Genomic DNA, 20,370 nt, shown 5'->3' with positions numbered 1-20,370 from the left:
CCCGTTCAGAACGGCCAAGCCGATCCACATGCCCTTCAGGTCTACTACAGCTTCCGTGCCAGCAGCAGCGCGGGCTGCTGTGTCAGTCGTTGAGCTCATACCCTTCTCCTCCAATGTGCTCCCAGGGAATTGCGCGTGACCGGTATCGCTCCGCCTCCCACAACGGAGCCGCTTCGTCCTCGTTTCGTAAAGCAAAGCGAAAGCGCGTCTTCTTCTAAAAACACGCAAAACCGCCCTTGTCTGCCGCAGCCTTCCCGAAAACCCCGGAACCCCACGCCCAAAGGCGAGCAAATCCCAAAATCCCCAGAACCCGGCTGCTTGTTGTTATCGGACGAAAACCGACGTCGCCGCCTAAGCCAAAATCCCCAATCCGCCTCTTGAAAGAGCGAACCGCAGACCCAGCTCAGCGTGCCGCAACATTCCAATAACCCCCGATAATCACAATACCCGTTAGTATAGAGGAAAACAATCTATCGAATAGCCAATGCAACCCTAGTGGATAGTGTCATAACTGCCTATTAGGGCTGGGTAGGACTACGGAGGCGCTTGTGCGAATATGGAATAAATGACTGTATATCAGCTAGTTAAATTGCGTGGCGCCATTCGCAGCATTTTTTTGGCATAACCGTGGCTGTATACGGCGGTCTCCTCGCCGGTTGGACAGAGCCTCTTGCGGAAGCCGATCGAAACTCACGGCGCGACCAGGGCGTTGCGCAGATCTGCCGCCCTCGCGTCGCGTTGGGAAAGCGGCGCAACGCCGAAGCGGAGCTCAATCGTGCGCAGCACCGAGAGCGTGTCGTAGACGGTCTTGTCGACGAAGCCCTTCTTGGCGAAGGGAGAAATGATCAGCGTCGGCACGCGGACTCCCGGGCCGAATTGATCGCGTCGCGGCGGCGCGACGTGATCCCAGAACCCGCCATTTTCATCAGCCGTGATGATGATCAGCATATCGGCCCAGTTCGGGCTCTTGCGCAGCCGTGCGACGACGTCTCCGACATGGGCGTCGCCCGCCGCAAGATCCGAATAGTCCGGATGCCCGTTGAAGACCCCCAGCGGCTTGTAGAAGCTGACCTGCGGCAGCTCGCCCTTTTCGATGGCCCGGTAGAACTCGTCGGCGTCCTTGAGATGCGCGCGGCCTTCTCGACCTTCGGCGTAATTGGCGAAATAGGCGAACGGCTGATGGTGGGTTTGGAAGGCGTCCGGCTTGTCCTCATAAGGCTTGAGGCGGCCTTCGATGACGTCGCGCCAGCCGCCGGCGTACCAAGCCCAAGTGACGTTCTTCTCCGTCAACCGATCGCCAATCGTCGGCGCATGCGCCGGCGGCAGCCGCTCCTGCGCCTCCGTCTTGTCATGCTTGGAAATGGCATTCCCCGGCTGGAGCGTGCCGATCGCTTCCAGGTCGATCGTCAACCGGCCAAACCGCTTATGCCGCGGCGGACCGTCGAGCACGCTGGGCGGAGAGTCCTCTTCGCGCTCGCGAATCGTGAGATCGGCGCCCTGCCCGTCCTTGATCGTCGCGAGTTGTGGCAGAAATTTCTTTCTAGTCGCCTCCACCGGATTGTCGAAAACCGGCGCGCAACCGCAGATCAGGAAGAAATGATTGAGCATCGAGCCGCCGAACGCCGCGTGGAAAAAATGATCGGCGAGCGTGAATTCCTTGGCGAGGGCCCACTGCTTGAGCTCCGAACCGTCGTAATAGCCCATGACGAGCGCGCCTGCGTTTGACGCCTCGACGAAGCGATCCATTTTTCCGCCGTCGATCTGCTCCTGCTCGAGGTAGAAGTCGTGCACCGGATCCATGGTGTGGCCGTCGATGTCGACGAAAGGCTCGAGGCGAAACGGCGCGTTCGGCAAGCGCCGCGGAAAGCGATCGTCGGCGCGCGGACGCGGCAGCGCGGTCAGCGGCCGTCCGTCGAAATCCACTTGCGGCGGGTGCTGCGCCGAATTGATTCCTTCAGCGCCGGGAAACAGCCCGAACACATGATCGAAGCTGCGATTCTCGGTGAAGATGACGACGACATGGCCGATTCGCGCGAAAGGATTTTCTTGTTCCTGCGCCGCGGCGCGCGCGCAGGTCGCGGTCGCACAAATGGCGAGGGAGATGACGAACCGTCCGACGGTTTTCATTGACAGGCATTCTCCGCGCGGCGCTGCGCCGCGCGGAGAATCTAATTGGCGACCCAGCACGATTTGTGACGGTCCCGTCTTCTTTTTTTGTTTCGGCGGGCCGATCGGTCGGGCGCGCTACTGCGGAAGCGGCGTGTCCTTGGTGCGCGGCGGCAGCACCGGATAGACCGCCTTAGGCTGGTCGCCATTCAGCGTTCCCAGAAACGCGACGATCGCCTTGACGTCCGGCTCGGAGAGATTTTCGCCAAGCTGGTCTTTGGCCATGAGGTCGACCGCCTCTTCCAGCGTCCAGACAGAGCCGGTGTGAAAGTAAGGCGCGCGCAGAGCCACGTTGCGCAACGGCGCGGAGCGGAAAACGAAGTCGTCCGCTACGTCATTGGTCACCTTGGAGCGGCCCTTGTCGGCGACGGGCATGATCTCGACGCTCGGCTTCTGAGCGACGCCGAAGGGGAAATAGCCGTTGCCGCCGATGTTGACGCCGCCGTGACACGCGGCGCAGCCCTTGTCGATGAAAAGGCGCAGGCCTTTTTTCTCAACGTCATTGAGCGCGTTGACGTCACCCTTCAGGAACTTGTCGAATGGCGCATTCGGCGTCGTCAGCGTCGCCTCAAAAGCCTCGATGGCCTTCGCCATGTTATCGAAACTGACCGGTTTCGGGTCGGCCGGAAAGGCGGCCTTGAACTCCGCGACATAGGCCGGTATGCTATTCAGCATCTTTTCGACCTGCGCCGGCGTGTTGTTCATTTCAACGTCGGCCTGGACCGGACCCTTTGCTTGCGCCTTAAGGTCGACGGCGCGCCCATCCCAAAATTGCGCGACGTTGAATACGGCGTTGAGAACCGTCGGCGCGCGGCGCGGTCCCTTCGCCCAGCCATGGCCGATCGACGTCGGTCCGGCGTCGACGCCGCCGGTTCCGAGATTGTGACAGCTGTTGCAGCTGATGATCTGACTCTTCGAAAGTCGCGGATCGAAAAAGAGCTTGCCGCCGAGGTCGATCTTGGCGGGCGTGATCTCGTTATTCTTGACGACGCTCGCGACGCTCGCGGCGTCGATCGGCTTGAAGACCGCATTGGCGTCGGCGCGCAAATCGCCCGCGACGGCCATGGCCGGCGCCAGCAGAGTCGCTGCGAGCGCGGCGAACCTGGTCAAATACATCCCTTACTCCTGCAGTTGATTTGCGGAGGCGCTGTTTCGCGTCGCGACGAACCGCCTCTCTGCGGAGGTCAGCTACCACAGCCACGCGGCCGGCGGAAGGGAGCACGGCAGTGACCCTCTTCAAAAACAGTCCAGTGTAGCATGAACACGACCTGAAGAGCGCAGCGCCGTACCGGAACTCCAAGCACAGGCCCAGCACCCTATCGGGCGGTTTATTGCGCCACTCTAATGCAATGCACAATCACTACTCGCCATGACGCAATATTCGTCCGGCGAGTTCTTTGACGGCAGCGCCGAGCGTCACAGCCATGACTTGCCCTGCCGCTAAAAGCAGAGCAAACTTAATGTGAAAACAAAAGCCGGCGAGAAGCCGAGCGGTCGCGGAGGGGCTCATGGCGCGCGTTGCTAATGTTTGGAAATCCGTTGAGACGACGCTTGTCGCACTTCCGCTTGCGGCGCTGCTCGCCGCCGGCGGCTGGGCGATGGCCGAGCCGCTCGGCCTGCCAAAAGTCCCGGTTCCGGCGGACAATCCGCAGTCGCCTGAAAAGATCGCGCTCGGCGACAAGCTGTTCCATGACGCGCGCTTCTCGATCGACGGCACGGTGAGCTGCTCGACCTGTCACAATGAAAAAAAAGCTTTCACGGACAGTCCGCTGCGGGTTTCCGAGGGTCACCATAAGCTGACCGGCACGCGCAACGCCCCGTCGGTCATCAACGCGGCCTATTACACCTCGCAGTTCTGGGACGGGCGCTCGATCTCGCTGGAGGATCAGTCGCAGCACCCGATGGTCAACCCAGTGGAAATGGGGCTGTCCAATCACGAGCCGGTGCTCAAGATCGTTCGCGAAGATCCCGCCTATGTCGAGGGCTTCAAGAAGGCGTTCGGCAAGAGCGGCAAAGACGTGACGATGGATGACGTCGAGAAGGCGATCGCGAGCTTCGAGCGCACGGTCATCTCGGGCGATTCGCCCTTCGACAAGTGGTATTTCGGCGGCGACCGCAACGCCATCAGCGATCAGGCCAAACGCGGCTTCGACCTTTACGTCGGTCAGGGACGATGCGTGTCCTGCCACGCCATCGAACAGACGCAGGCGCTCTTTACCGACAACAGGTTCCACAATATCGGCGTCGGCATCAACCGCATTCAAGGCGACGTGCCGCGTCTCGCCGCCGAATTCCTCAAAGCGAAAGCGGCGGGCGCGTCCGTCGACAAGACGGTGCTCGCCGATCCCATGGTCTCCGAACTCGGCCGGTTCGCGGTGACGAACTCCTTCGATGAAATCGGCGCCTTCAAGACCACGACGCTGCGCAATATCGCGGTGACCGCGCCTTACATGCACGACGGTTCGCTCAAGACGCTCAAAGACGTCGTCAAACATTACAACGAGGGCGGAAAGAGCCCCGGCGATCCGACGCCGGTCAATCCCTATCTCTCGGGCGGCATTCGGCCGTTGGATCTGAAGGATCAGCAGATCGACGACCTCGTCGCGTTTCTAGAGACGCTGACGAGCCCTGCTTATGTGACGGCGCAAATAAAATAGCGGCGAGACCAACGCTCAGGAGAAAACAAGCGGCCTCGCCACATAAGCGCGAAGCCGCGAGGGAGGATAGGAAATGACCAGACTCATCACCCGGCGCAGCGTGATCGCCGCCGGCGCCGCCGCCGGAACGCTCACGACTCTGCCGATCTCCATGGTGCGCCTCGCCTTCGGCGGAACGCGCGAGGATTTCAGCTTCACCTATATTTCCGATTCGCACATTCAGCAGATCAAGGGTGCGAGCTTCGTGCGCAACTGGGACATGGGCCTCAAGCGCGCCGTCGCCGAGGCCAATCTCATTACGCCGGAAGCCGATTTCGTGATGTTCGGCGGCGATCTCGCGCAGCTCGGCAAGAAGGAGGAGCTCGACCACGGCGCCGAGATGCTTTCGCATGTGAAGGGCAAGCTCCACAGCGTCATGGGCGAGCACGACTATTATCTCGACCTCGGCGAATATTGGTCGAAGCTCTATGGCCCGCAATGGTACAGCTTCGATCACAAGGGCGTTCATTTCGTCGTGTTGAATTCGATTCTCACGACGGATGAATGGACGTTTCATCGTTGGCCGACAGCCGAGCAGCGCATGCTCGAAATGGCCGGACTCGATAATCCCAACGGCTCGCCGTTCATGGTCGGCGAAAAGCAGCGCGCCTGGCTCAAGGACGATCTCGACAAAGTGGCCAAGGACACGCCGCTCATCGTCTTCTCGCACTCGCCGCTGCAGAAGATCTATAAGGGCTGGAACTTCTGGACTGACGACGCCGAGCAGGTGCAGGCCTTGTTGCAGCCGTTCAAGACCGTCAATGTGATCTACGGCCACGTGCACCAGATCCAGTACAATCAGATCGGCAACATCTCCTTCAATGCGGTGATGGCGACGGCCTGGCCCTGGCCCTACCCCGACACTTATGCGCAAGCCGGCGCGCATGTGCCGGTGCTGACGGTTCCGATGAACCGCGCCGACCCGTTCTTCGAACGCGACGCCACCGGCTGGCAGATGATCGACGTCAACTCCGGGCGCGTCACCGCGCGCTATCAGCTGTGGGACAATGGCGAGCGCGTCGTCGGCTACGATCCGAAGCTTGGGAAGCCCGTCGACAAGAAATATCAAGAGGCGATCGTCCGCAAGGCGCCGCAACTGCATTACTAGAGGAGAATGACGATGCGCCGCTTCACGATTGCGCTTGTTTTGGGCGCTGTGCTGCTTTCGCCGGCAACGCTCGCCGATGAATTCACGGGGACAGACGTCGACCGTTGGCAGAGCGAATTTGATTCCGTGGCGAAGAAAGGCCGCGAGCTTTGGACCAGTGGAGCTCTGGGCACGAACAGCGTCGCCTGCGCGCAGTGCCATCCGAACGCCGCCAACACCCACCCGGAGACCTATCCGAAATTCCAAAAGCAGCTTGGAAAGGTCGCGCAGCTCTTCGAAATGGTCAACTGGTGCATCAGAAACCCGCTGCAGGGAGCTGCGCTTCCGGCCGATGATCCGAAGATGACGGCGCTCGTCGCTTATATTCATAAGGAGCGCAAAGGAGTCGCGATCGACGCCGGCAAGCACTGATCAAATTCGCGGCCGGCTGGAACCATCTCGCCGGCCGCACGTTTGCATACGGTTTATTTCAAAGCGCACGCGCCTTTAGCGCGACCGCCAGCAAGAGATATTGAAGATGGTTCAGCAACTCATCGATCGTATTTACGAATGCTCCTTCGCGCCGGACATGTGGCCCGACGTGCTCGACGAACTCTCACATCTTGCCGAGGCGCAGGGCGGCGTGCTCTTCGCGGCGCGCGAAAAAGTCTCCCGCTGGACGGCGTCTCCGGCGCTCTGCGAGCATGTCGAGAATTTCATGCGCGGGGACTGGCTCAGCAACTGCACGCGTGGCGGCAGGCTGTTCAGTCGCCGCCATCCGGGCTTCCTGACCGACGACGACGTCTATACAGCCGAGGAGCTTGAGCGCGACACCAACTACAGCGACTTCCTGCGCCCGCGTGGGCTGGGGTTTAGCGCGGCGACCGCGATTTCGCTGCCGACAGGCGACACCGGCATCATCTGCCTCGAACGCGCGCATAACCGCGGACCGATCGAGCCGTCGATCATTCGTCAGCTTGACGAATTGCGGCCGCACCTTGCGCGCGCCGCCTTCCTCGCCACGCGTCTGCAACTCGAGCGCGCCCGCGTCGCGGGCGAAACCTTCGCGCTCATCGGCCTCCCGGCGCTCGTTCTTGACGACGATGGGCGCGTGATCTCCGCGAACGACCCGAGCAACGCGCTGAACAAATACGTCCGCTGGCGCGCCCACGACCGCATATCGCTCGTCGACGCCTCGGCGGACGGACTGCTGCGTCAGGCCATGGACACGCTCGACGACGATCTCGTCGGCGCGCCGAAATCCTTCGCCGCCCGGGCTGGCGAAGACGAAAGCCCGATGATCGCCAATCTGGTGCCGATCCGCGGCGCGGCGCGCGACATTTTCGTGCGTTGCGCGGCGATTCTGGTGATGACTCCGGTCGGCTCGCAGCAGGCGCCGGCGATCGAGCTGGTTCAGTCCCTCTATGACCTTACGCCGGCCGAGGCGCGCGTCGCGCGCGGCCTCGCGGGGGGCAAAACGCTCGAGGAAATCGCCACCGAACAGTCCGTGTCGCGCAACACTGTGCGCACGCATCTACGCGGCGTGATGGAAAAAACTGGATGCAACCGCCAGGCCGAAGTGGTCGCGCTCCTTGGCGGGCTCGCCCCACTCAACGGGCCGAGAGGCGAATAAGCGTCTACATTTGATTTCAAGGAATTGAGGGCTGGCCTCATCCGTTTGGATGATGCCGGCCCTTTTGTTTCGTCTTAACGTTTTCTCGAACGTCGGGGGGGCGGACGAAATTGCCGCGGACGCTTCAGTAACTCGGGGTTCGATACTACGCGCTCAATTTTCAGCCTGCCTTTTTGAGCCCGATTCTTTCAGCAGCCGTTTTGAGCTTAAATTTGGGGGGTCTTCGCGAGGCCCTCTGCTTTCCCACGTCGGCTCAAGGGCGCGCCATTAGAGCGCTTCCTTCCCGATCACAACCATGTGATCGGGAGGAAGCGCTCGACATCAAAATATTGGAGCAGGTTCTCATCAGAAAGCTGTCTACTTTTTTGAGAACCTGCTCTCGGCGAATACTTGAGCCACGCTTCAAAAAAACGCCCGTCATCATCAATTCGAATGACGCGGAGAAGCGATTTTGGTCGTAGTTTTTTTCATGAACAGTGAGGGGCGCAAGGAGTTAGACGAGCGCAAATGCTCTCATTGTTCGCTTATCTGGCGCTTACTTCTCAGGTGAGACTTTTACCAGGATGTTTCCTCCCTTGACTTTTCTCCCACCTTTTAGGGGCCGTTGCGCGGCCCCGTTTTTTTGGCGTCTCACACGCCCGTCGGATAGTTCGGGCTCTCGCGGGTGATCGCGACGTCATGCACATGGCTCTCGCGCAATCCGGCGTTGGTGATGCGCACGAACTGCGCGCGCTCCTGGAACTCCTTGACCGTCGGCGCGCCCACATAGCCCATCGCCGCGCGCAGGCCGCCGGCGAGCTGGTAGAGAATCGGCGCGATCGGGCCACGATAGGGCACCTGTCCTTCGATGCCCTCTGGAACAAGTTTGAGCTGTTCCTTCACGTCGCCCTGGAAATAGCGCGTCGCCGACCCTGCGGTCATCGCGCCCACTGAACCCATGCCGCGATAGGCCTTGAACGAGCGGCCCTGATACAAAAACACCTCGCCGGGCGACTCCTCTGTTCCCGCGAACAGCGAGCCGATCATGACGACGTCGGCGCCTGCCGCGATCGCCTTGGCGAGGTCGCCGGAATATTTGACGCCGCCGTCGCCGATCACCGGCACGTCGGCTTTGCGCGCTTCGTCCGCGGCCTCCATGATCGCGGTGAGCTGCGGCACGCCGACGCCCGCAACGATGCGCGTCGTGCAGATCGAACCGGGGCCAATGCCGACTTTGATCGCGTCGGCGCCCGCGCCGATCAGCGCCTTTGCCGCTTCGGCGGTGGCGATGTTGCCGGCGATGATCGAGACCTTGTTCGAGGCCTTCTTGACCCGCGTCACTTGGTCGATCACCGACTGCGAATGACCATGCGCGGTGTCGATCACCACGCAGTCGACGCCGGCGTCGATGAGCTGAAGCGCGCGCTCGAAGCCGTGGTCGCCGACCGTCGAAGCGGCGGCGACGCGCAGCCGCCCCTCGTGATCCTTGCAGGCGTAAGGATGTAGCGTCGCCTTCTCGATGTCCTTGACGGTGACGAGGCCGACGCAGTGGTACGCCTCGTCGACGACGAGCAGTTTCTCGATGCGATGTTCGTGAAGCAGCCGCTGCGCTTCCGCCTGCCCAACGCCTTCTTGGACTGTGACGAGCTTTTTCGTCATCAACTCGGCCACGGGATGGCTGCGGTCCTGGGCGAAACGCACGTCGCGATTAGTCAGGATGCCCACGAGCCTGCCTCTGCCGCCGTCGCTGGCGCGCTCGACGACCGGAATCCCCGAAATGCCGTGGCCCGCCATCAGAGCCAGCGCGTCGGCGAGGGTTTCGTCGGGGAAAATGGTGATCGGGTCGATCACCATGCCGCTTTCGTAGCGCTTGACCTTGCGCACTTCAGCGGCTTGCGCGGCGGGCGACAGGTTCTGGTGGATGACGCCGATGCCGCCCGCCTGCGCCATGGCGATCGCGAGACGCGCCTCGGTGACGGTGTCCATCGCGGCCGAAACGATCGGCAAATTGAGCGTGATCTCGCGCGTCAGCCGGGTCGTGACATCGACGGCGGAAGGCATCACCCGCGAATGGCCGGGCCGCAGCAACACGTCGTCGAAGGTCAATGCTTCGGTCAACGTGACGGGCGATATGGCCATTGGCGCCAACTCCTCTGAGCGGCGATGCAAACGCGTCAGCCGCAGGATGGAAATTTGACGGCCTGGGCCGTCAGGGGTTGGCGCGTGCTCATAGCATTATTCAGGACGAAGGCAAATGACACGAAATCTCGCGTTGGGCGCGATCGAGCGCATCCGTTCAAGCGAATAAGCGACGTCCGCGCTCAGGCGGCGGCGCCGGCGCGGTCCGTGTCGAACTGCAATTTCGCCAGCCGCGCATAAAGGCCGCCGGCGGCGGTCAGGCTCGAGTGGGTGCCCTGCTCGACGATGCGGCCTTCGTCGATCACGATGATGCGATCGGCTTCCAACACCGTCGCGAGACGATGGGCGATAACGAGACTCGTGCGTCCCTGCATGACGTCGTGCAGCGCCGCCTGCACCAAAGCCTCGTTCTCGGCGTCGAGCGCCGAGGTGGCTTCGTCCAGGAGCAGCACCGGCGCATCGGCGAGGATTGCGCGCGCGATGGCGAGGCGCTGGCGCTGCCCGCCAGAAAGCGTGACGCCGCGCTCGCCGAGCAGCGTGTCGTAGCCCCGCGGCAGCGCCATGATGAAGTCATGCGCCTGGGCGCGCTTCGCCGCGGCGACGATCTCCCCGCTCGACGCGTCATCGCGGCCGTAGGCGATGTTTTCAGCGACGGAGAGCCCGAAGATCACCGGATCCTGCGGAGCGAGCGCGATCGCCCGGCGCAGCGCCACGGGATCGAGATCGCGCAGGTCGACGCCGTCGAGAGTAATGGAGCCGGAGTCGACGTCGTAGAAGCGAAGGAGCAGCGCAAAGGTCGTCGATTTGCCCGCGCCGGACGGCCCGACCAGCGCGACGCGCTCGCCGGGCGCAACGACGAGCGAGAAATCCTGCAGCGCGGGCTTATCCGGCGCCGTCGCATAGGCGAAGCGCACATGATCGAAGGCGATGCGTCCCTGCCAGCGCGCTGGGGGCGGAGTCGGCCGCGCCGGGGCCACGATGCGCGGTTGAATGGCAAGAATTTCGGCGATGCGGCCGGCGGCGCCGGCGGCGGCGGAGAGCTCGCTCCAGGTCTGAGTGAGCTCGCCGAGCGAGCTTGCGCCAAGCACCGCGTAGAGAACGAACTGGGACAGAACGCCCGACGTCATGTGTCCGGCGAGCACGTCCTGCGCTCCCAACCAGAGCACGCCGACAACGCTCGTGAAGACGACGAGAATGGCTCCGGCGGTCACGATGGCGCGAAGCAGCGTCGCGGCCTGCGCCGCGTCATAGGCGGCCACCACCGCGCGCGTGAATCGCGCCGTCGTCGACGCCTGCGCGCCGTTCGCCTGCATGGCGCGCACGGCCGAGAGATTTTCCCCGGCATAGGCCGAAGCCTGCGCTAGAGTGTCTTGAGCGGAGCGGGAGCGCTGGCGCACCGCCCGTCCTGAGGCGATGATCGGTAGAACGATGATCGGGATGGCCGCGAGCGTCATACCGGCAAGCTTGGGGCTCGTCGCCACCATCATGATGATCGCGCCAAAGAACATGAAGAGATTACGCAGCGCGACCGACGCCGACGAGCCAAAGGCGGATTTCAGCTGCGTCGTGTCGGCGGTCAGCCGCGAGAGAAGCTCGCCTGTCTTCGCCGTATCGTAGAAGGCGGCGTCGAGAACTGTGAGATGTTTGAAGAGATCGGCGCGCAGGTCGGCGACCACATGCTCGCCGAGCGTCATGACGAAATAGTAGCGGGTGCCGGATGCGATCGCGAGCGTCGCGGCGACCGCGATCATCGCGCCGAAATAGGCGTTCACCGCGCCGGCGCTGTCAGCCGAAAAGCCGTGGTCGATCATGCCGCGCACGGCGAGCGGCAAGGTGAGCGTCGCGCCCGCGGCCAGGAGGAGCGCGACAAAAGCGAACACGATCGTTCGCTTGTAGCGCAGCGCATAGGGCAGCAAGGGCCGAAGCGGAGAGAGTGTCGCTTTCAAACCGCGATCCGGTTTGCGCGCCACGGGATCGACGGAATCGACGTCAGCGTTCTTTTTTGTCATCGGCAGGGGGTATAACGTCCGTATTCGACGAAAACGAATTGAAGCGAGCGCTCCGCGACCGAAACCGCCGCAGAAGCGCGCTGAAATCGAAATTTCTTTTTCGCTATTGAACGGCGAAAATCCTATCAATCGCCGAACGATCTTATTTATCATTTAGTTGCATGCGCGACATCCTGTCGCATGCGCAATTGACTCAGCGCTAACTTGTGCTAACCTCCGGCCTGCGTCGAAATGACGCGCCCATGGGATGAGAATGCGCCGGCAGACAAGGCGCAACTCAGGGAACGAAAATAAGAGGAGTGAAGAACAATGGCTGAGAAAGAACTCGAAATCACCACGAACACCTACATCTTCGCTGGCATCGGCGCCGTGATCCTCGGCGGTCTCGCTTCTGTTGCGCTCGGCGGCATTCCCAACACGATCGCGGCGGCTGTTGTCGGCGGTCTCGCGGGCGGCTGCCTCGGCCTCTTCTTCTAGATTCAAGCGACATAGCGGGGCGCGGAAAGTCTCGGCCTTCCGCCCCCGACGCGAAGCCGGCAGTCGTAAAGACTGCTGGCTTCTCTTTTTTTAAGGCCGTTCGTTTGGATCCTCTAAAGCGACGCCGCCGTTGCGCTCGCCGGCCAGATTTCTCGAGCGCGCTCGCGCAGAACATATTTGCGGATCTTGCCCGTGGACGTCTTCGGCAACTCGCAAAAGACGACGTGGCGCGGGCATTTGAAATGCGCCAAGTGCTGACGCGTCCAATCAATCAGCTCCTGCGCCGTCGCCTGTTCGCCATCCTTCAGCTCGACGAAGGCGCAAGGCGTTTCGCCCCATTTGTCGTCAGGGGCGGCGACGACCGCGGCGGCGCGAACCTTGGGATGGCGAAACAGCGCGTCTTCGACCTCGATCGAGGAAATATTTTCGCCGCCCGAAATGATGATGTCCTTCGAACGGTCCTTCAGCTGGATGTATCCGTCTGGATGACGCACGCCCAAGTCGCCTGAGTGAAACCAGCCGCCGTGGAAGGCTTTCTCCGTGGCGCCCTTGTTCTTCAGGTAGCCTTTCATGACGACGTTGCCGCGAAACATGACCTCGCCCATCGTCGCGCCGTCGCGCGGCGCCGGCTGCATGGTGTCCGGGTCGATCACGTCGAGATTTTCGAGAACGAGATAGCGCACGCCTTGACGCGCCTTCATCTGCGCCTGTGCGGGGCCATCGAGCGAATCCCAGTCGTCATGCCATTCGTTGACGGCGGCAGGGCCGTAGGTTTCGGTCAGTCCATAAAGATGCGTAACTTCGAATCCGGCCGCCTTCATGCCGGCGAGAACCGCCTGCGGCGGCGGCGCGGCAGCGGTAAAGAAGCGCGCGGTTCGCGTCAGCGGCTTCTTTTCCGATTCGGTCGCGTTGAGAAGCGTCGACATGACGATGGGCGCGCCGCACAGATGCGAGACGCCGTGCTCGGCCATTAGTTCATAGATCTGGCCGGCGCGCACCTGTCGCAGACAGACATGGGTTCCGGCGTTAACGGAAATCGACCAGGGGAAGCACCAGCCGTTGCAATGGAACATCGGCAGCGTCCACAGATAGACCGGGTGGCGGCCCATGTCGCCGGTGAGCACATTGCCGAGCGCGGTCAGATAGGCGCCGCGATGATGATAGACGACGCCTTTCGGATCGCCCGTCGTTCCGGAGGTGTAATTGAGCGAGATCGCGTCCCATTCATCCCCCGGCGGCGACCATTGATAGTCGGCGTCGCCCGAGCGCAGGAAGTCCTCATATTCGACACAGCCCAACCGCTCGCCGGGCCCGTCATATTCCGGATCGCTGTAGTCGATGATCACGGGCGTCGCCTTCGCGAGCGAAAGCGCCTCGCGAATGAGCTCTGAGAACTCCCGATCGACAATCAGCGCCTTCGTTTCGGCATGGTCGAGCGTGAAGGCGAGGATCGACGCGTCAAGCCGCGTGTTCAGGGTGTTGAGCACCGCGCCCATCATCGGAATGGCGTAGTGGCATTCAAGCATCGCCGGCGTATTCGCGAGCATGACGGAGACGGTGTCGCCGCGACCAAGCCCCGCCTTCTCCAGCGCGCTCGCGAGCCGCAGGCTACGGGCGAAAAAATCGCGATAATTGCGCCGCAGCTCGCCGTGCGCGATCGCGATGCGTTCGGGAAAGACGGCTGCGGCGCGCTCCAGAAAGGTGATCGGCGTCAGCGGCTGGAAATTGGCGGGATTTCGTTCGAGGTCGCGATCATAAGGCGAGTTGGTCATCCGGAGAGTCCAAAGGTTCGCCAGCGAGAATGTGAACACGGCGAAAGCGACGCTCGCCAGCGCGATGTGCTCAGTCCGCGCGGCTAAGCTCTATGTGCAAGATACGCGCGAGCCACCGGTTGATCAATCGGCGCTCGCGCGAGACTGCCGTCGTCACTCGCCGAAATCAACGTCCTTGAGACGTCCGAATACGCGGTCGGCGTCGAAATTGTCTTCATCGTCCGGCGGCGGCGCTGGTTTGGCCTTGCCGAAGACGTCCTCGGTCGTGGACGGCTCGGGTCGCGGACTGGTGGTGACGCTTGCAGGCACCAGCGTCTGGCCATGATCCTCCACGGTCGCCGGCTTGTCCTTCGCCGCGCGATTGACTTCAAAGTCGAGATCAATCTGCGAGCAAAGCCCGAGCGTCACCGGGTCCATCGGCGTCAGCGCCGCGGAATTCCAATGGGTGCGCTCGCGGATCGCCTTCAGCGTCGTCTTTGTGGTGCCGACGAGACGCATGATCTGGGCGTCCTTCAGCTCCGGATGATTGCGCACGAGCCACAGAATCGCGTTCGGACGATCCTGACGGCGCGAGAGGGGCGTATAGCGCGGACCGCGCGCCTTCTTGACCTCCGGCACCACGACCTTGGAGACGGAGAGATGGAGGCGATGGCCCGAGTTTTTCTCAGCCTTTTCGATCTCCTCGCGCGTGAGCTGCCCGGAGGTGATCGGGTCATGGCCACGAATCCCCGCCGCGACCTCGCCGTCGGCGATGCCTTTCACCTCCAGCGGATGCAATTTGCAGAAATCGGCAATCTGATCGAACGTCAGCGATGTATTTTCGACGAGCCAAACGGCCGTGGCCTTCGGCATCAGCGGGGCGTTGCCCATCTGCAAACTCCTTGATCAGGCATGGGGGCGACGTCTGGCGCCGCGCCGCCCGGCGCCAGCGACCCACAGAACGACCGTCCATGTTGGGATTTTGCCTATATAATCCGCCGCCGCCTAAAGCGCAATCAATCCGGAAACTCCCGCTAAAGCGCCGCCAACTCGGCAAGCGCTCATCAAGCGCTCATGCGGAGTCCTGCTCGCGGGCATGGGCGGGGCGTAATCCCCGCAAATGCCCCGGCAGCAATTCGCCGATCGTTTCGCCGACGGCGGCGCCGTAGCGGTGAAACAACAGGCCGAAGACGATGAGCAGAACGCCGATGCCCGACAAGGCGAACGGGAAAAGGATCGAATCCTTGAAAACGCTGCTGGCGAGATAGCTCAGATAGGTCGTGACGCCGACCGCGCCGAAGACCGCATAGACCCGGCGCATCAGGAAGAGCGACAGAAAAATCAGTCCCACATTGACGGCGCAATAGAGCGCTTTGCCCAATTCGTCGCCGCTGTGCTGGGCCGTCAGCCCACCCCAAAAGGCCAGCAGCCCGAAGAGATGCAGCCAGAAAGCGAAATCGCCGTTGCGCCACCGCTTGAGATCGACGAGCCAGGCCACGGCGAGAACGACGAGTCCAAAATACATGCTCACCGTCGCCCGCTGATCCCATGAAAATTCTGCAACGCCCATCAGCCAGGGCGTCAAATCCATCGACATGAACCAGAGCGCAAAGGCGATGATCATGACGAGGAACGGAAAGGGAAAGGCGAGCAGCGCGACAGAAGCCGCCGCAATCGTTCCAAGCTCCATGGGAAGCCAGCTCGACTTGACCCAGACGTAGAACTCCCCGTAGGAGCGCGCCTCGCCCGCAGGATTGACGCCGAACATGGATTGCAGCGCGAAGATCGCGAGCGGCGCCATCCCCACTGCGCAGGCGATGAGCAGCCCGCCCGGCGTGTGCAAGCCGCGCCTATGCCAGAGATAAGCGCCGGCGAAGGCGAACATGGCGGCGTAGACGATCGCGGTGACCAGCAGCGCCTTGTCGCCCCAAAGGCCAAAGGCCGTCGTCGAAAACATGCCCATGGCGCCGAGCACGATCAACGCGCCGGCGTACCAAAGCAGATTGACGACGTCATAGCGCGGCGTTTGGGAGGTCGCCTCCGCTGCGGCCGCGCGCCGCGACGCAAGAAATTGCGACAGCCGCTCGAAGGACGCCGCGTCAATCGCCCCGGCGTCGCGGGCCGCCGCGATATCGTCAATAGTGAACCGAATCTTCATGGCGCAGCTCCTTTGCCGCGACATTCAATATGCCGCGCTACGGAATAAACTTTGTGCAAACGCACAAGAGCGTAGCCGTTCCGAGCGGATTTGACAGCCGCCGCCGCTTGCGCCCATCTAACGCCGGCGCCCACGACGCGAAAGATGAAATGCAACAGAGAAATTCGGGCCTTACCTACGCTGGCGCCGGCGTCGACATCGACGCAGGCAATCGGTTCGTCGACATGATCCGTCCTGCCGTGCGTTCGACGCGGCGCTCCGGCGCCGACGGCGAGATCGGCGGCTTTGGCGGCGTGTTCGATCTCAAGGCGGCCGGATTTTCCGATCCTGTCCTCGTCGCGGCGAACGACGGCGTCGGCACCAAGGTGAAGATCGCGATCGAATCCGGTCTGCATGACACGATCGGAATCGATCTCGTCGCCATGTGCGTCAATGACCTGATCGTTCAGGGCGCCGAGCCGCTTTTCTTCCTGGACTATTATGCAGCGGCCAAACTCGACCCAAACGTCGCGACGTCGGTCGTGAAGGGCATCGCCGCCGGTTGCGTCGAGGCGGGTTGCGCGCTGCTTGGCGGCGAGACCGCGGAAATGCCCGGCCTCTATGCGCGCGGCGACTATGACCTCGCCGGCTTCGCGGTCGGCGCCGCGGAGCGCAATCGCCTTCTACCCCACGATGTCCATGCCGGCGACGTGCTTTTTGGACTCCCCTCCTCCGGCGTCCATTCCAATGGCTATTCGCTCGTGCGCAGCGTTGTGAAGCGCGCCGGCCTTGCGTGGAGCGCCACCGCGCCTTTCGCGCGAGACCTCAATCTGGCGAAGGCGCTGTTGACGCCGACCCGCATCTACGTGAAGCCTTTGCTCGCCGCCTTGAAGGCGACGCCGCATATCGTCGCCCTCGCCCATATCACCGGCGGCGGCTTTCCCGACAATCTCCCGCGCGTGCTGCCGAGCGGGCTCGGCGTCGCGCTCGATCTGTCGACGTTCGCGCCGCCGCCGGTGTTCCGTTGGCTTGCCGAAACAGGCGGCATCGCGGCGAGCGAGATGCTGCGCACGTTCAACTGCGGAATCGGCATGGTGGTGGTGGCTTCCGAGCCCGCCGCCAGCGAGGTGGAGTCGGCCTTGCGCGCCGTCGGCGAAAAGCCCGTGCGCATCGGCGAAGTCATCGAGACCGACGCGGAGCGGGTCGTTACGCACGGGACTCTGACGTTGTGACACGGCTGCGCACCGCGATTCTCATCTCGGGTCGCGGCTCAAACATGGACGCGCTAATCGCCGCCGCCAGGGACCCCAGCTTTCCGGCTGAAATCGCCCTTGTGCTTTCCAATCGCCCCGATGCGCCAGGCCTCGCCAAGGCGAAGGCCGCCGGCGTCGCGACGGCGGCGGTCGACCATAAGATTTACGCGGGACGCGAGGAGTTCGAGCGTTCGCTGCAATTGGTTCTGGAAACCTACCGCATCGAATTCATTTGCCTCGCAGGCTTTCTGCGCATGTTCACGCCCTGGTTCGTCGGCCTCTGGCGCGGGCGCATGCTCAACATCCACCCTGCCCTGTTGCCCTCCTATCGCGGACTCGACACGCATGAGCGTGCGCTCGCCGACGGCGTGAAGATTCACGGCGCCACCGTGCATTTCGTCGTGCCGGAAATGGACGAAGGTCCGATCGTCGCGCAGGCCGCCGTGCCCGTGCTCGACGACGACACGCCGCAGACGCTCGCCGCCCGTGTGCTTGCGCAGGAACATGTCATCTATCCGATGGCGCTGCGGCTGGTCGCGTCGGGCGCCGTGCGGATCGAAGGCAATCGCGTGCGCGCGGCGCCCGCGCCCCGCGAGGCGGCGCTTATCGTTCCCGACGCCCTCGCGCCGAGCAAGGCAGTTTCATGACGATCACGCTTTACTGCTTCCGCCCTGTCGCCGGACTGCCGGACGCATCGCCTTTCGTGACGAAGGCGATGGCGCTTCTGAAGATGGCCGGCCTCGACTATGTCGAAGACCGCAGCGGTTTTTCGAAAGCGCCGAAAGGCAAGCAGCCCTACATCGACGACGACGGCGAAATTGTCGCCGATTCTACCTTCATCCGTTTCCATATCGAAAAGAAATACGGCGCGGATTTCGACGCGCCGTTGAGCGACGCGCAAAAGGCCGTCGCCTGGTGCGTCGAGAAGATGTGCGAAGAACATCTCTATTGGATCATCGTCCATACTCGCTGGATGGACGATGCTAATTTCGAACGCGGTCCGGCGCGTTTTTTCTCAAGCGTGCCCGCCATCGCGCGCCCGCTCGCGAAATGGTTCATTCGCCGCAAGATCGCCAAATCGCTATGGGCGCAGGGCATCGGCCGTCACAGCCCAGCGGAAATTGATGCGCTCGGCGTGCGCGACATCGAGGCGCTCGCGACGCTGATCGGCGACAAGCCCTATCTCTTCGGCGACGCGCCCTGCGGCGCCGACGCTACGGTCTTCGCCTTTGTGGCGTCGATCTTATCGCCGATGTCGGAGAGCGCCGTGCGCAACGCGGCGCTGGCGAACGCCAACCTTGTCGCGTATCGCGACAGGATGATGCAGGCGTATTTCCCTGAGAACGCGGCGGCCTGATTTCCGCGCCGGGCCGTGATGTCCGGCTTGGCCCGGCCATCACGCCGTCACATCTCATTCCCGCGACAAGCGCGGGCATGACGCCTTGATTAGCCGACGATCTCGTTGCCGGAAAAGAACTGCGCGATTTCCACCGCCGCGGTTTCCGGCGCGTCGGAGCCATGCACCGAATTCTCGCCGACGCTGAGCGCGTGTTCCTTGCGGATCGTTCCCGGCGCGGCGTTCGCGGGATTGGTCGCGCCCATGACTTCGCGGTAGCGCGCGATGGCGTTCTCGCCTTCGAGCACCTGCACGACGACGGGCTCGGAAATCATGAAGTCGACGAGCTCGCCGAAAAACGGCCGCTCCTTATGCACGGCGTAAAAAGCTTCCGCCTGTTCGCGTGACATGCGGATGCGCTTCTGAGCGATAATTCGCAGGCCCGCACCTTCGATCAGCGCGTTGATCTTGCCGGTGAGATTGCGCTTCGTCGCGTCGGGCTTAAGAATGGAAAAAGTGCGTTCGATCGCCATAGGAGCGCATCGCCTCGTCGTTGGAGCATGGTGTAGGCGTCGCGCTTATATCGGTCGCTCGCCGAAGCGGCAAGCCTACACCGCCTCGGTCTTTTCCACTTCGCTGCTTGTTGGCGAGGGCCGGAACCTCGTGGCCGGATCGTTGCGATTGATGCGCCAATTCGGATGGTGGAAATGCAGGACGCGATCGCCGTTGTAGGAGACGACGGCGTTGTCGAACGTCAGCGCGCCGATCCGCCGCCAATTGCGGAACGTTCCTTTCTTGAATCCGGTGCGGCCGGTCACTTCGCCATCCTCGGTGACCTCGATGGTGAAAACGATCTCGCGCCTGGGCGTCGGATCGCCCTTGTCGAACATCATCGCCAGCAATTCGTCGCGTGAATCGAGTTCCTCTCCCTCAATGCGCGGATGGCCCGGCGCAAGCTTTAAGCGCATGAAGCGCGGGGCGCGGGTGGGAAGGTCGCGAGGCTTGCCGAGCTCGGCGACTTCATGAAGCTGGCGCTCGGTCGGATCCTTATCGGTGATCGCGAACACGACGCCCGCCGTCATGACGATGGGCGAGGTTCGCCAATCATTCGAAAGCGTGACGTTCGGCGCATTGACGAAATCGACATCGTTGATGTAGCGCGTCGACGCGCCGACGATATCGTCGATCGTGAAGAAGTTCGCCGTCTGCAACGGCTCTTTATGGTCTGGGTCGGTCGTCGGGAAGAGCTTGCCGGCGATGCCCTGCCCGCGCGGTTTGCCGCGCTTCACCGCCCCGCCGTTGGAATAGCGCGCGACGACAAGCGCCTTGCTGCCCTTCTGGAAATAGCCGGTGTAGCCGCTGTCCTCGGTAATTTCCCAGAACCCCTTCAGAACGACGCCCCAGGGATGCACGATGCGTCTGAAGCCTTTTTTGTCAGGTCCCCATCTGAGGTCGCTGCGCGCGTCGACCGATCGCTGGGCGGCCTCAGTCAAAAAGTGCCTGCCCCTCCAGAGCGCGCGCAACATGTCGAAAAAGGTCGGCATCACGAAGGGAAGCGGCGGCTCGCCGGGCGCGCCCCAGACCTTTTGATAGGGATTGGCGAACACCGCGTCGCGCACTTCGCTGAATCGCGAACCGGGATAGACACTGTCTTCATCGACCAGTTCGATGGCGCCGAAATCATTCTGGCTCATGACGCGCCCCTCT

General features: G+C 62.4%; 17 protein-coding genes. 8 read left to right on the top strand and 9 right to left on the bottom strand.

Annotated elements, in window-relative coordinates; all coding sequences use genetic code 11:
* Positions 1-690 precede the first annotated feature (690 nt).
* Both acpA and IYY11_RS19430 read right to left on the bottom strand, forming a co-directional pair.
* On the bottom strand, positions 691-2,127 hold the full coding sequence (gene acpA / locus IYY11_RS19435; protein WP_196405365.1) for an acid phosphatase: 1,437 nt from the start codon (positions 2,125-2,127) through the stop codon (positions 691-693).
* Positions 2,128-2,244: 117 nt separating this feature from the next.
* Positions 2,245-3,282 (bottom strand): cytochrome-c peroxidase, encoded by a 1,038-nt coding sequence (locus tag IYY11_RS19430; protein ID WP_196405364.1) that lies wholly within the window; start codon positions 3,280-3,282, stop codon positions 2,245-2,247.
* 392 nt (positions 3,283-3,674) lie between these two features.
* On the opposite strand from IYY11_RS19430, the gene IYY11_RS19425 reads away from it, so the two are divergent.
* The 4 genes from IYY11_RS19425 to IYY11_RS19410 all read left to right on the top strand — a co-directional run bounded on the left by IYY11_RS19425 (position 3,675) and on the right by IYY11_RS19410 (position 7,582).
* Complete coding sequence (locus IYY11_RS19425; RefSeq protein WP_196405363.1) at positions 3,675-4,823, top strand: cytochrome-c peroxidase; 1,149 nt, start codon at positions 3,675-3,677, stop codon at positions 4,821-4,823.
* Positions 4,824-4,896: 73 nt separating this feature from the next.
* The gene (locus tag IYY11_RS19420; protein WP_029648982.1) at positions 4,897-5,970 is read left to right on the top strand and encodes a metallophosphoesterase family protein; all 1,074 of its coding nucleotides are present in this window, start codon (positions 4,897-4,899) and stop codon (positions 5,968-5,970) included.
* Positions 5,971-5,982: 12 nt separating this feature from the next.
* Positions 5,983-6,381: a c-type cytochrome gene (locus IYY11_RS19415; RefSeq protein WP_196405362.1), complete on the top strand. Its 399-nt coding sequence runs from the start codon at positions 5,983-5,985 to the stop codon at positions 6,379-6,381.
* 106 nt (positions 6,382-6,487) lie between these two features.
* Entirely contained in the window at positions 6,488-7,582 is a 1,095-nt protein-coding gene (locus tag IYY11_RS19410) for a helix-turn-helix transcriptional regulator (protein ID WP_196405361.1), read from the top strand.
* Between the two features lie 630 nt (positions 7,583-8,212).
* On the opposite strand, the gene guaB is transcribed toward IYY11_RS19410, so the two are convergent.
* Positions 8,213-9,700: an IMP dehydrogenase gene (gene guaB / locus IYY11_RS19405; protein ID WP_196405360.1), complete on the bottom strand. Its 1,488-nt coding sequence runs from the start codon at positions 9,698-9,700 to the stop codon at positions 8,213-8,215.
* 182 nt (positions 9,701-9,882) lie between these two features.
* The gene (locus IYY11_RS19400; RefSeq protein WP_196405359.1) at positions 9,883-11,709 is read right to left on the bottom strand and encodes an ABC transporter transmembrane domain-containing protein; all 1,827 of its coding nucleotides are present in this window, start codon (positions 11,707-11,709) and stop codon (positions 9,883-9,885) included.
* Between the two features lie 309 nt (positions 11,710-12,018).
* On the opposite strand from IYY11_RS19400, the gene IYY11_RS19395 reads away from it, so the two are divergent.
* Positions 12,019-12,186 carry a hypothetical protein gene (locus IYY11_RS19395; protein ID WP_164479370.1) on the top strand — a complete coding sequence of 56 codons (168 nt, stop codon included), beginning with the start codon at positions 12,019-12,021 and terminating at the stop codon, positions 12,184-12,186.
* Positions 12,187-12,299: 113 nt separating this feature from the next.
* Here the strand turns inward: IYY11_RS19395 and IYY11_RS19390 are convergent, their stop codons facing one another.
* The 3 genes from IYY11_RS19390 to IYY11_RS19380 form a co-directional block, all read right to left on the bottom strand.
* Positions 12,300-13,958 carry an acyl-CoA synthetase gene (locus IYY11_RS19390; RefSeq protein ID WP_196405358.1) on the bottom strand — a complete coding sequence of 553 codons (1,659 nt, stop codon included), beginning with the start codon at positions 13,956-13,958 and terminating at the stop codon, positions 12,300-12,302.
* Between the two features lie 153 nt (positions 13,959-14,111).
* Entirely contained in the window at positions 14,112-14,828 is a 717-nt protein-coding gene (locus tag IYY11_RS19385; RefSeq protein ID WP_196405357.1) for a DUF1013 domain-containing protein, read from the bottom strand.
* Between the two features lie 181 nt (positions 14,829-15,009).
* Positions 15,010-16,095, bottom strand: coding sequence for a hypothetical protein (locus tag IYY11_RS19380; RefSeq protein WP_196405356.1), 1,086 nt, complete (start codon positions 16,093-16,095; stop codon positions 15,010-15,012).
* 149 nt (positions 16,096-16,244) lie between these two features.
* Here IYY11_RS19380 and purM point away from each other — a divergent pair, with 149 nt between their 5' ends.
* Genes purM through IYY11_RS19365 form a run of 3 tightly spaced genes read left to right on the top strand, consistent with a single transcriptional unit; the run spans position 16,245 to position 18,684 of the window.
* Positions 16,245-17,306 carry a phosphoribosylformylglycinamidine cyclo-ligase gene (gene purM, locus IYY11_RS19375; protein ID WP_196405355.1) on the top strand — a complete coding sequence of 354 codons (1,062 nt, stop codon included), beginning with the start codon at positions 16,245-16,247 and terminating at the stop codon, positions 17,304-17,306.
* Positions 17,303-17,974: a phosphoribosylglycinamide formyltransferase gene (gene purN / locus IYY11_RS19370; RefSeq protein ID WP_196405354.1), complete on the top strand. Its 672-nt coding sequence runs from the start codon at positions 17,303-17,305 to the stop codon at positions 17,972-17,974. Before purM ends, purN begins: the two co-directional genes overlap by 4 nt.
* Positions 17,971-18,684 carry a glutathione S-transferase family protein gene (locus IYY11_RS19365; RefSeq protein WP_196405353.1) on the top strand — a complete coding sequence of 238 codons (714 nt, stop codon included), beginning with the start codon at positions 17,971-17,973 and terminating at the stop codon, positions 18,682-18,684. Before purN ends, IYY11_RS19365 begins: the two co-directional genes overlap by 4 nt.
* An 89-nt stretch (positions 18,685-18,773) precedes the next feature.
* Here the strand turns inward: IYY11_RS19365 and ndk are convergent, their stop codons facing one another.
* Together ndk and IYY11_RS19355 are read right to left on the bottom strand one after the other, a co-directional pair.
* Positions 18,774-19,196: a nucleoside-diphosphate kinase gene (gene ndk, locus IYY11_RS19360; protein WP_196405352.1), complete on the bottom strand. Its 423-nt coding sequence runs from the start codon at positions 19,194-19,196 to the stop codon at positions 18,774-18,776.
* Positions 19,197-19,271: 75 nt separating this feature from the next.
* Positions 19,272-20,357 carry a hypothetical protein gene (locus IYY11_RS19355; protein ID WP_196405351.1) on the bottom strand — a complete coding sequence of 362 codons (1,086 nt, stop codon included), beginning with the start codon at positions 20,355-20,357 and terminating at the stop codon, positions 19,272-19,274.
* Positions 20,358-20,370 lie beyond the last annotated feature (13 nt).

Origin of the sequence: Methylocystis sp. H62 (genome assembly GCF_015709515.1) — a bacterium.
Taxonomy (GTDB): Bacteria; Pseudomonadota; Alphaproteobacteria; order Rhizobiales; family Beijerinckiaceae; genus Methylocystis.
The sequence above is the reverse complement of the archived record's forward strand: the minus strand, read 5'-3'. Positions and strand labels throughout refer to the sequence as shown.

Coding starts and splice junctions, on each gene's coding strand:
- acpA (WP_196405365.1), bottom strand. CDS start 2,127: ATGAAAACCGTCGGACGGTTCGTCATCTCCCTCGCCATTTGTGCGACC.
- IYY11_RS19430 (WP_196405364.1), bottom strand. CDS start 3,282: ATGTATTTGACCAGGTTCGCCGCGCTCGCAGCGACTCTGCTGGCGCCG.
- IYY11_RS19425 (WP_196405363.1), top strand. CDS start 3,675: ATGGCGCGCGTTGCTAATGTTTGGAAATCCGTTGAGACGACGCTTGTC.
- IYY11_RS19420 (WP_029648982.1), top strand. CDS start 4,897: ATGACCAGACTCATCACCCGGCGCAGCGTGATCGCCGCCGGCGCCGCC.
- IYY11_RS19415 (WP_196405362.1), top strand. CDS start 5,983: ATGCGCCGCTTCACGATTGCGCTTGTTTTGGGCGCTGTGCTGCTTTCG.
- IYY11_RS19410 (WP_196405361.1), top strand. CDS start 6,488: ATGGTTCAGCAACTCATCGATCGTATTTACGAATGCTCCTTCGCGCCG.
- guaB (WP_196405360.1), bottom strand. CDS start 9,700: ATGGCCATATCGCCCGTCACGTTGACCGAAGCATTGACCTTCGACGAC.
- IYY11_RS19400 (WP_196405359.1), bottom strand. CDS start 11,709: ATGACAAAAAAGAACGCTGACGTCGATTCCGTCGATCCCGTGGCGCGC.
- IYY11_RS19395 (WP_164479370.1), top strand. CDS start 12,019: ATGGCTGAGAAAGAACTCGAAATCACCACGAACACCTACATCTTCGCT.
- IYY11_RS19390 (WP_196405358.1), bottom strand. CDS start 13,958: ATGACCAACTCGCCTTATGATCGCGACCTCGAACGAAATCCCGCCAAT.
- IYY11_RS19385 (WP_196405357.1), bottom strand. CDS start 14,828: ATGGGCAACGCCCCGCTGATGCCGAAGGCCACGGCCGTTTGGCTCGTC.
- IYY11_RS19380 (WP_196405356.1), bottom strand. CDS start 16,095: ATGAAGATTCGGTTCACTATTGACGATATCGCGGCGGCCCGCGACGCC.
- purM (WP_196405355.1), top strand. CDS start 16,245: ATGCAACAGAGAAATTCGGGCCTTACCTACGCTGGCGCCGGCGTCGAC.
- IYY11_RS19365 (WP_196405353.1), top strand. CDS start 17,971: ATGACGATCACGCTTTACTGCTTCCGCCCTGTCGCCGGACTGCCGGAC.
- ndk (WP_196405352.1), bottom strand. CDS start 19,196: ATGGCGATCGAACGCACTTTTTCCATTCTTAAGCCCGACGCGACGAAG.
- IYY11_RS19355 (WP_196405351.1), bottom strand. CDS start 20,357: ATGAGCCAGAATGATTTCGGCGCCATCGAACTGGTCGATGAAGACAGT.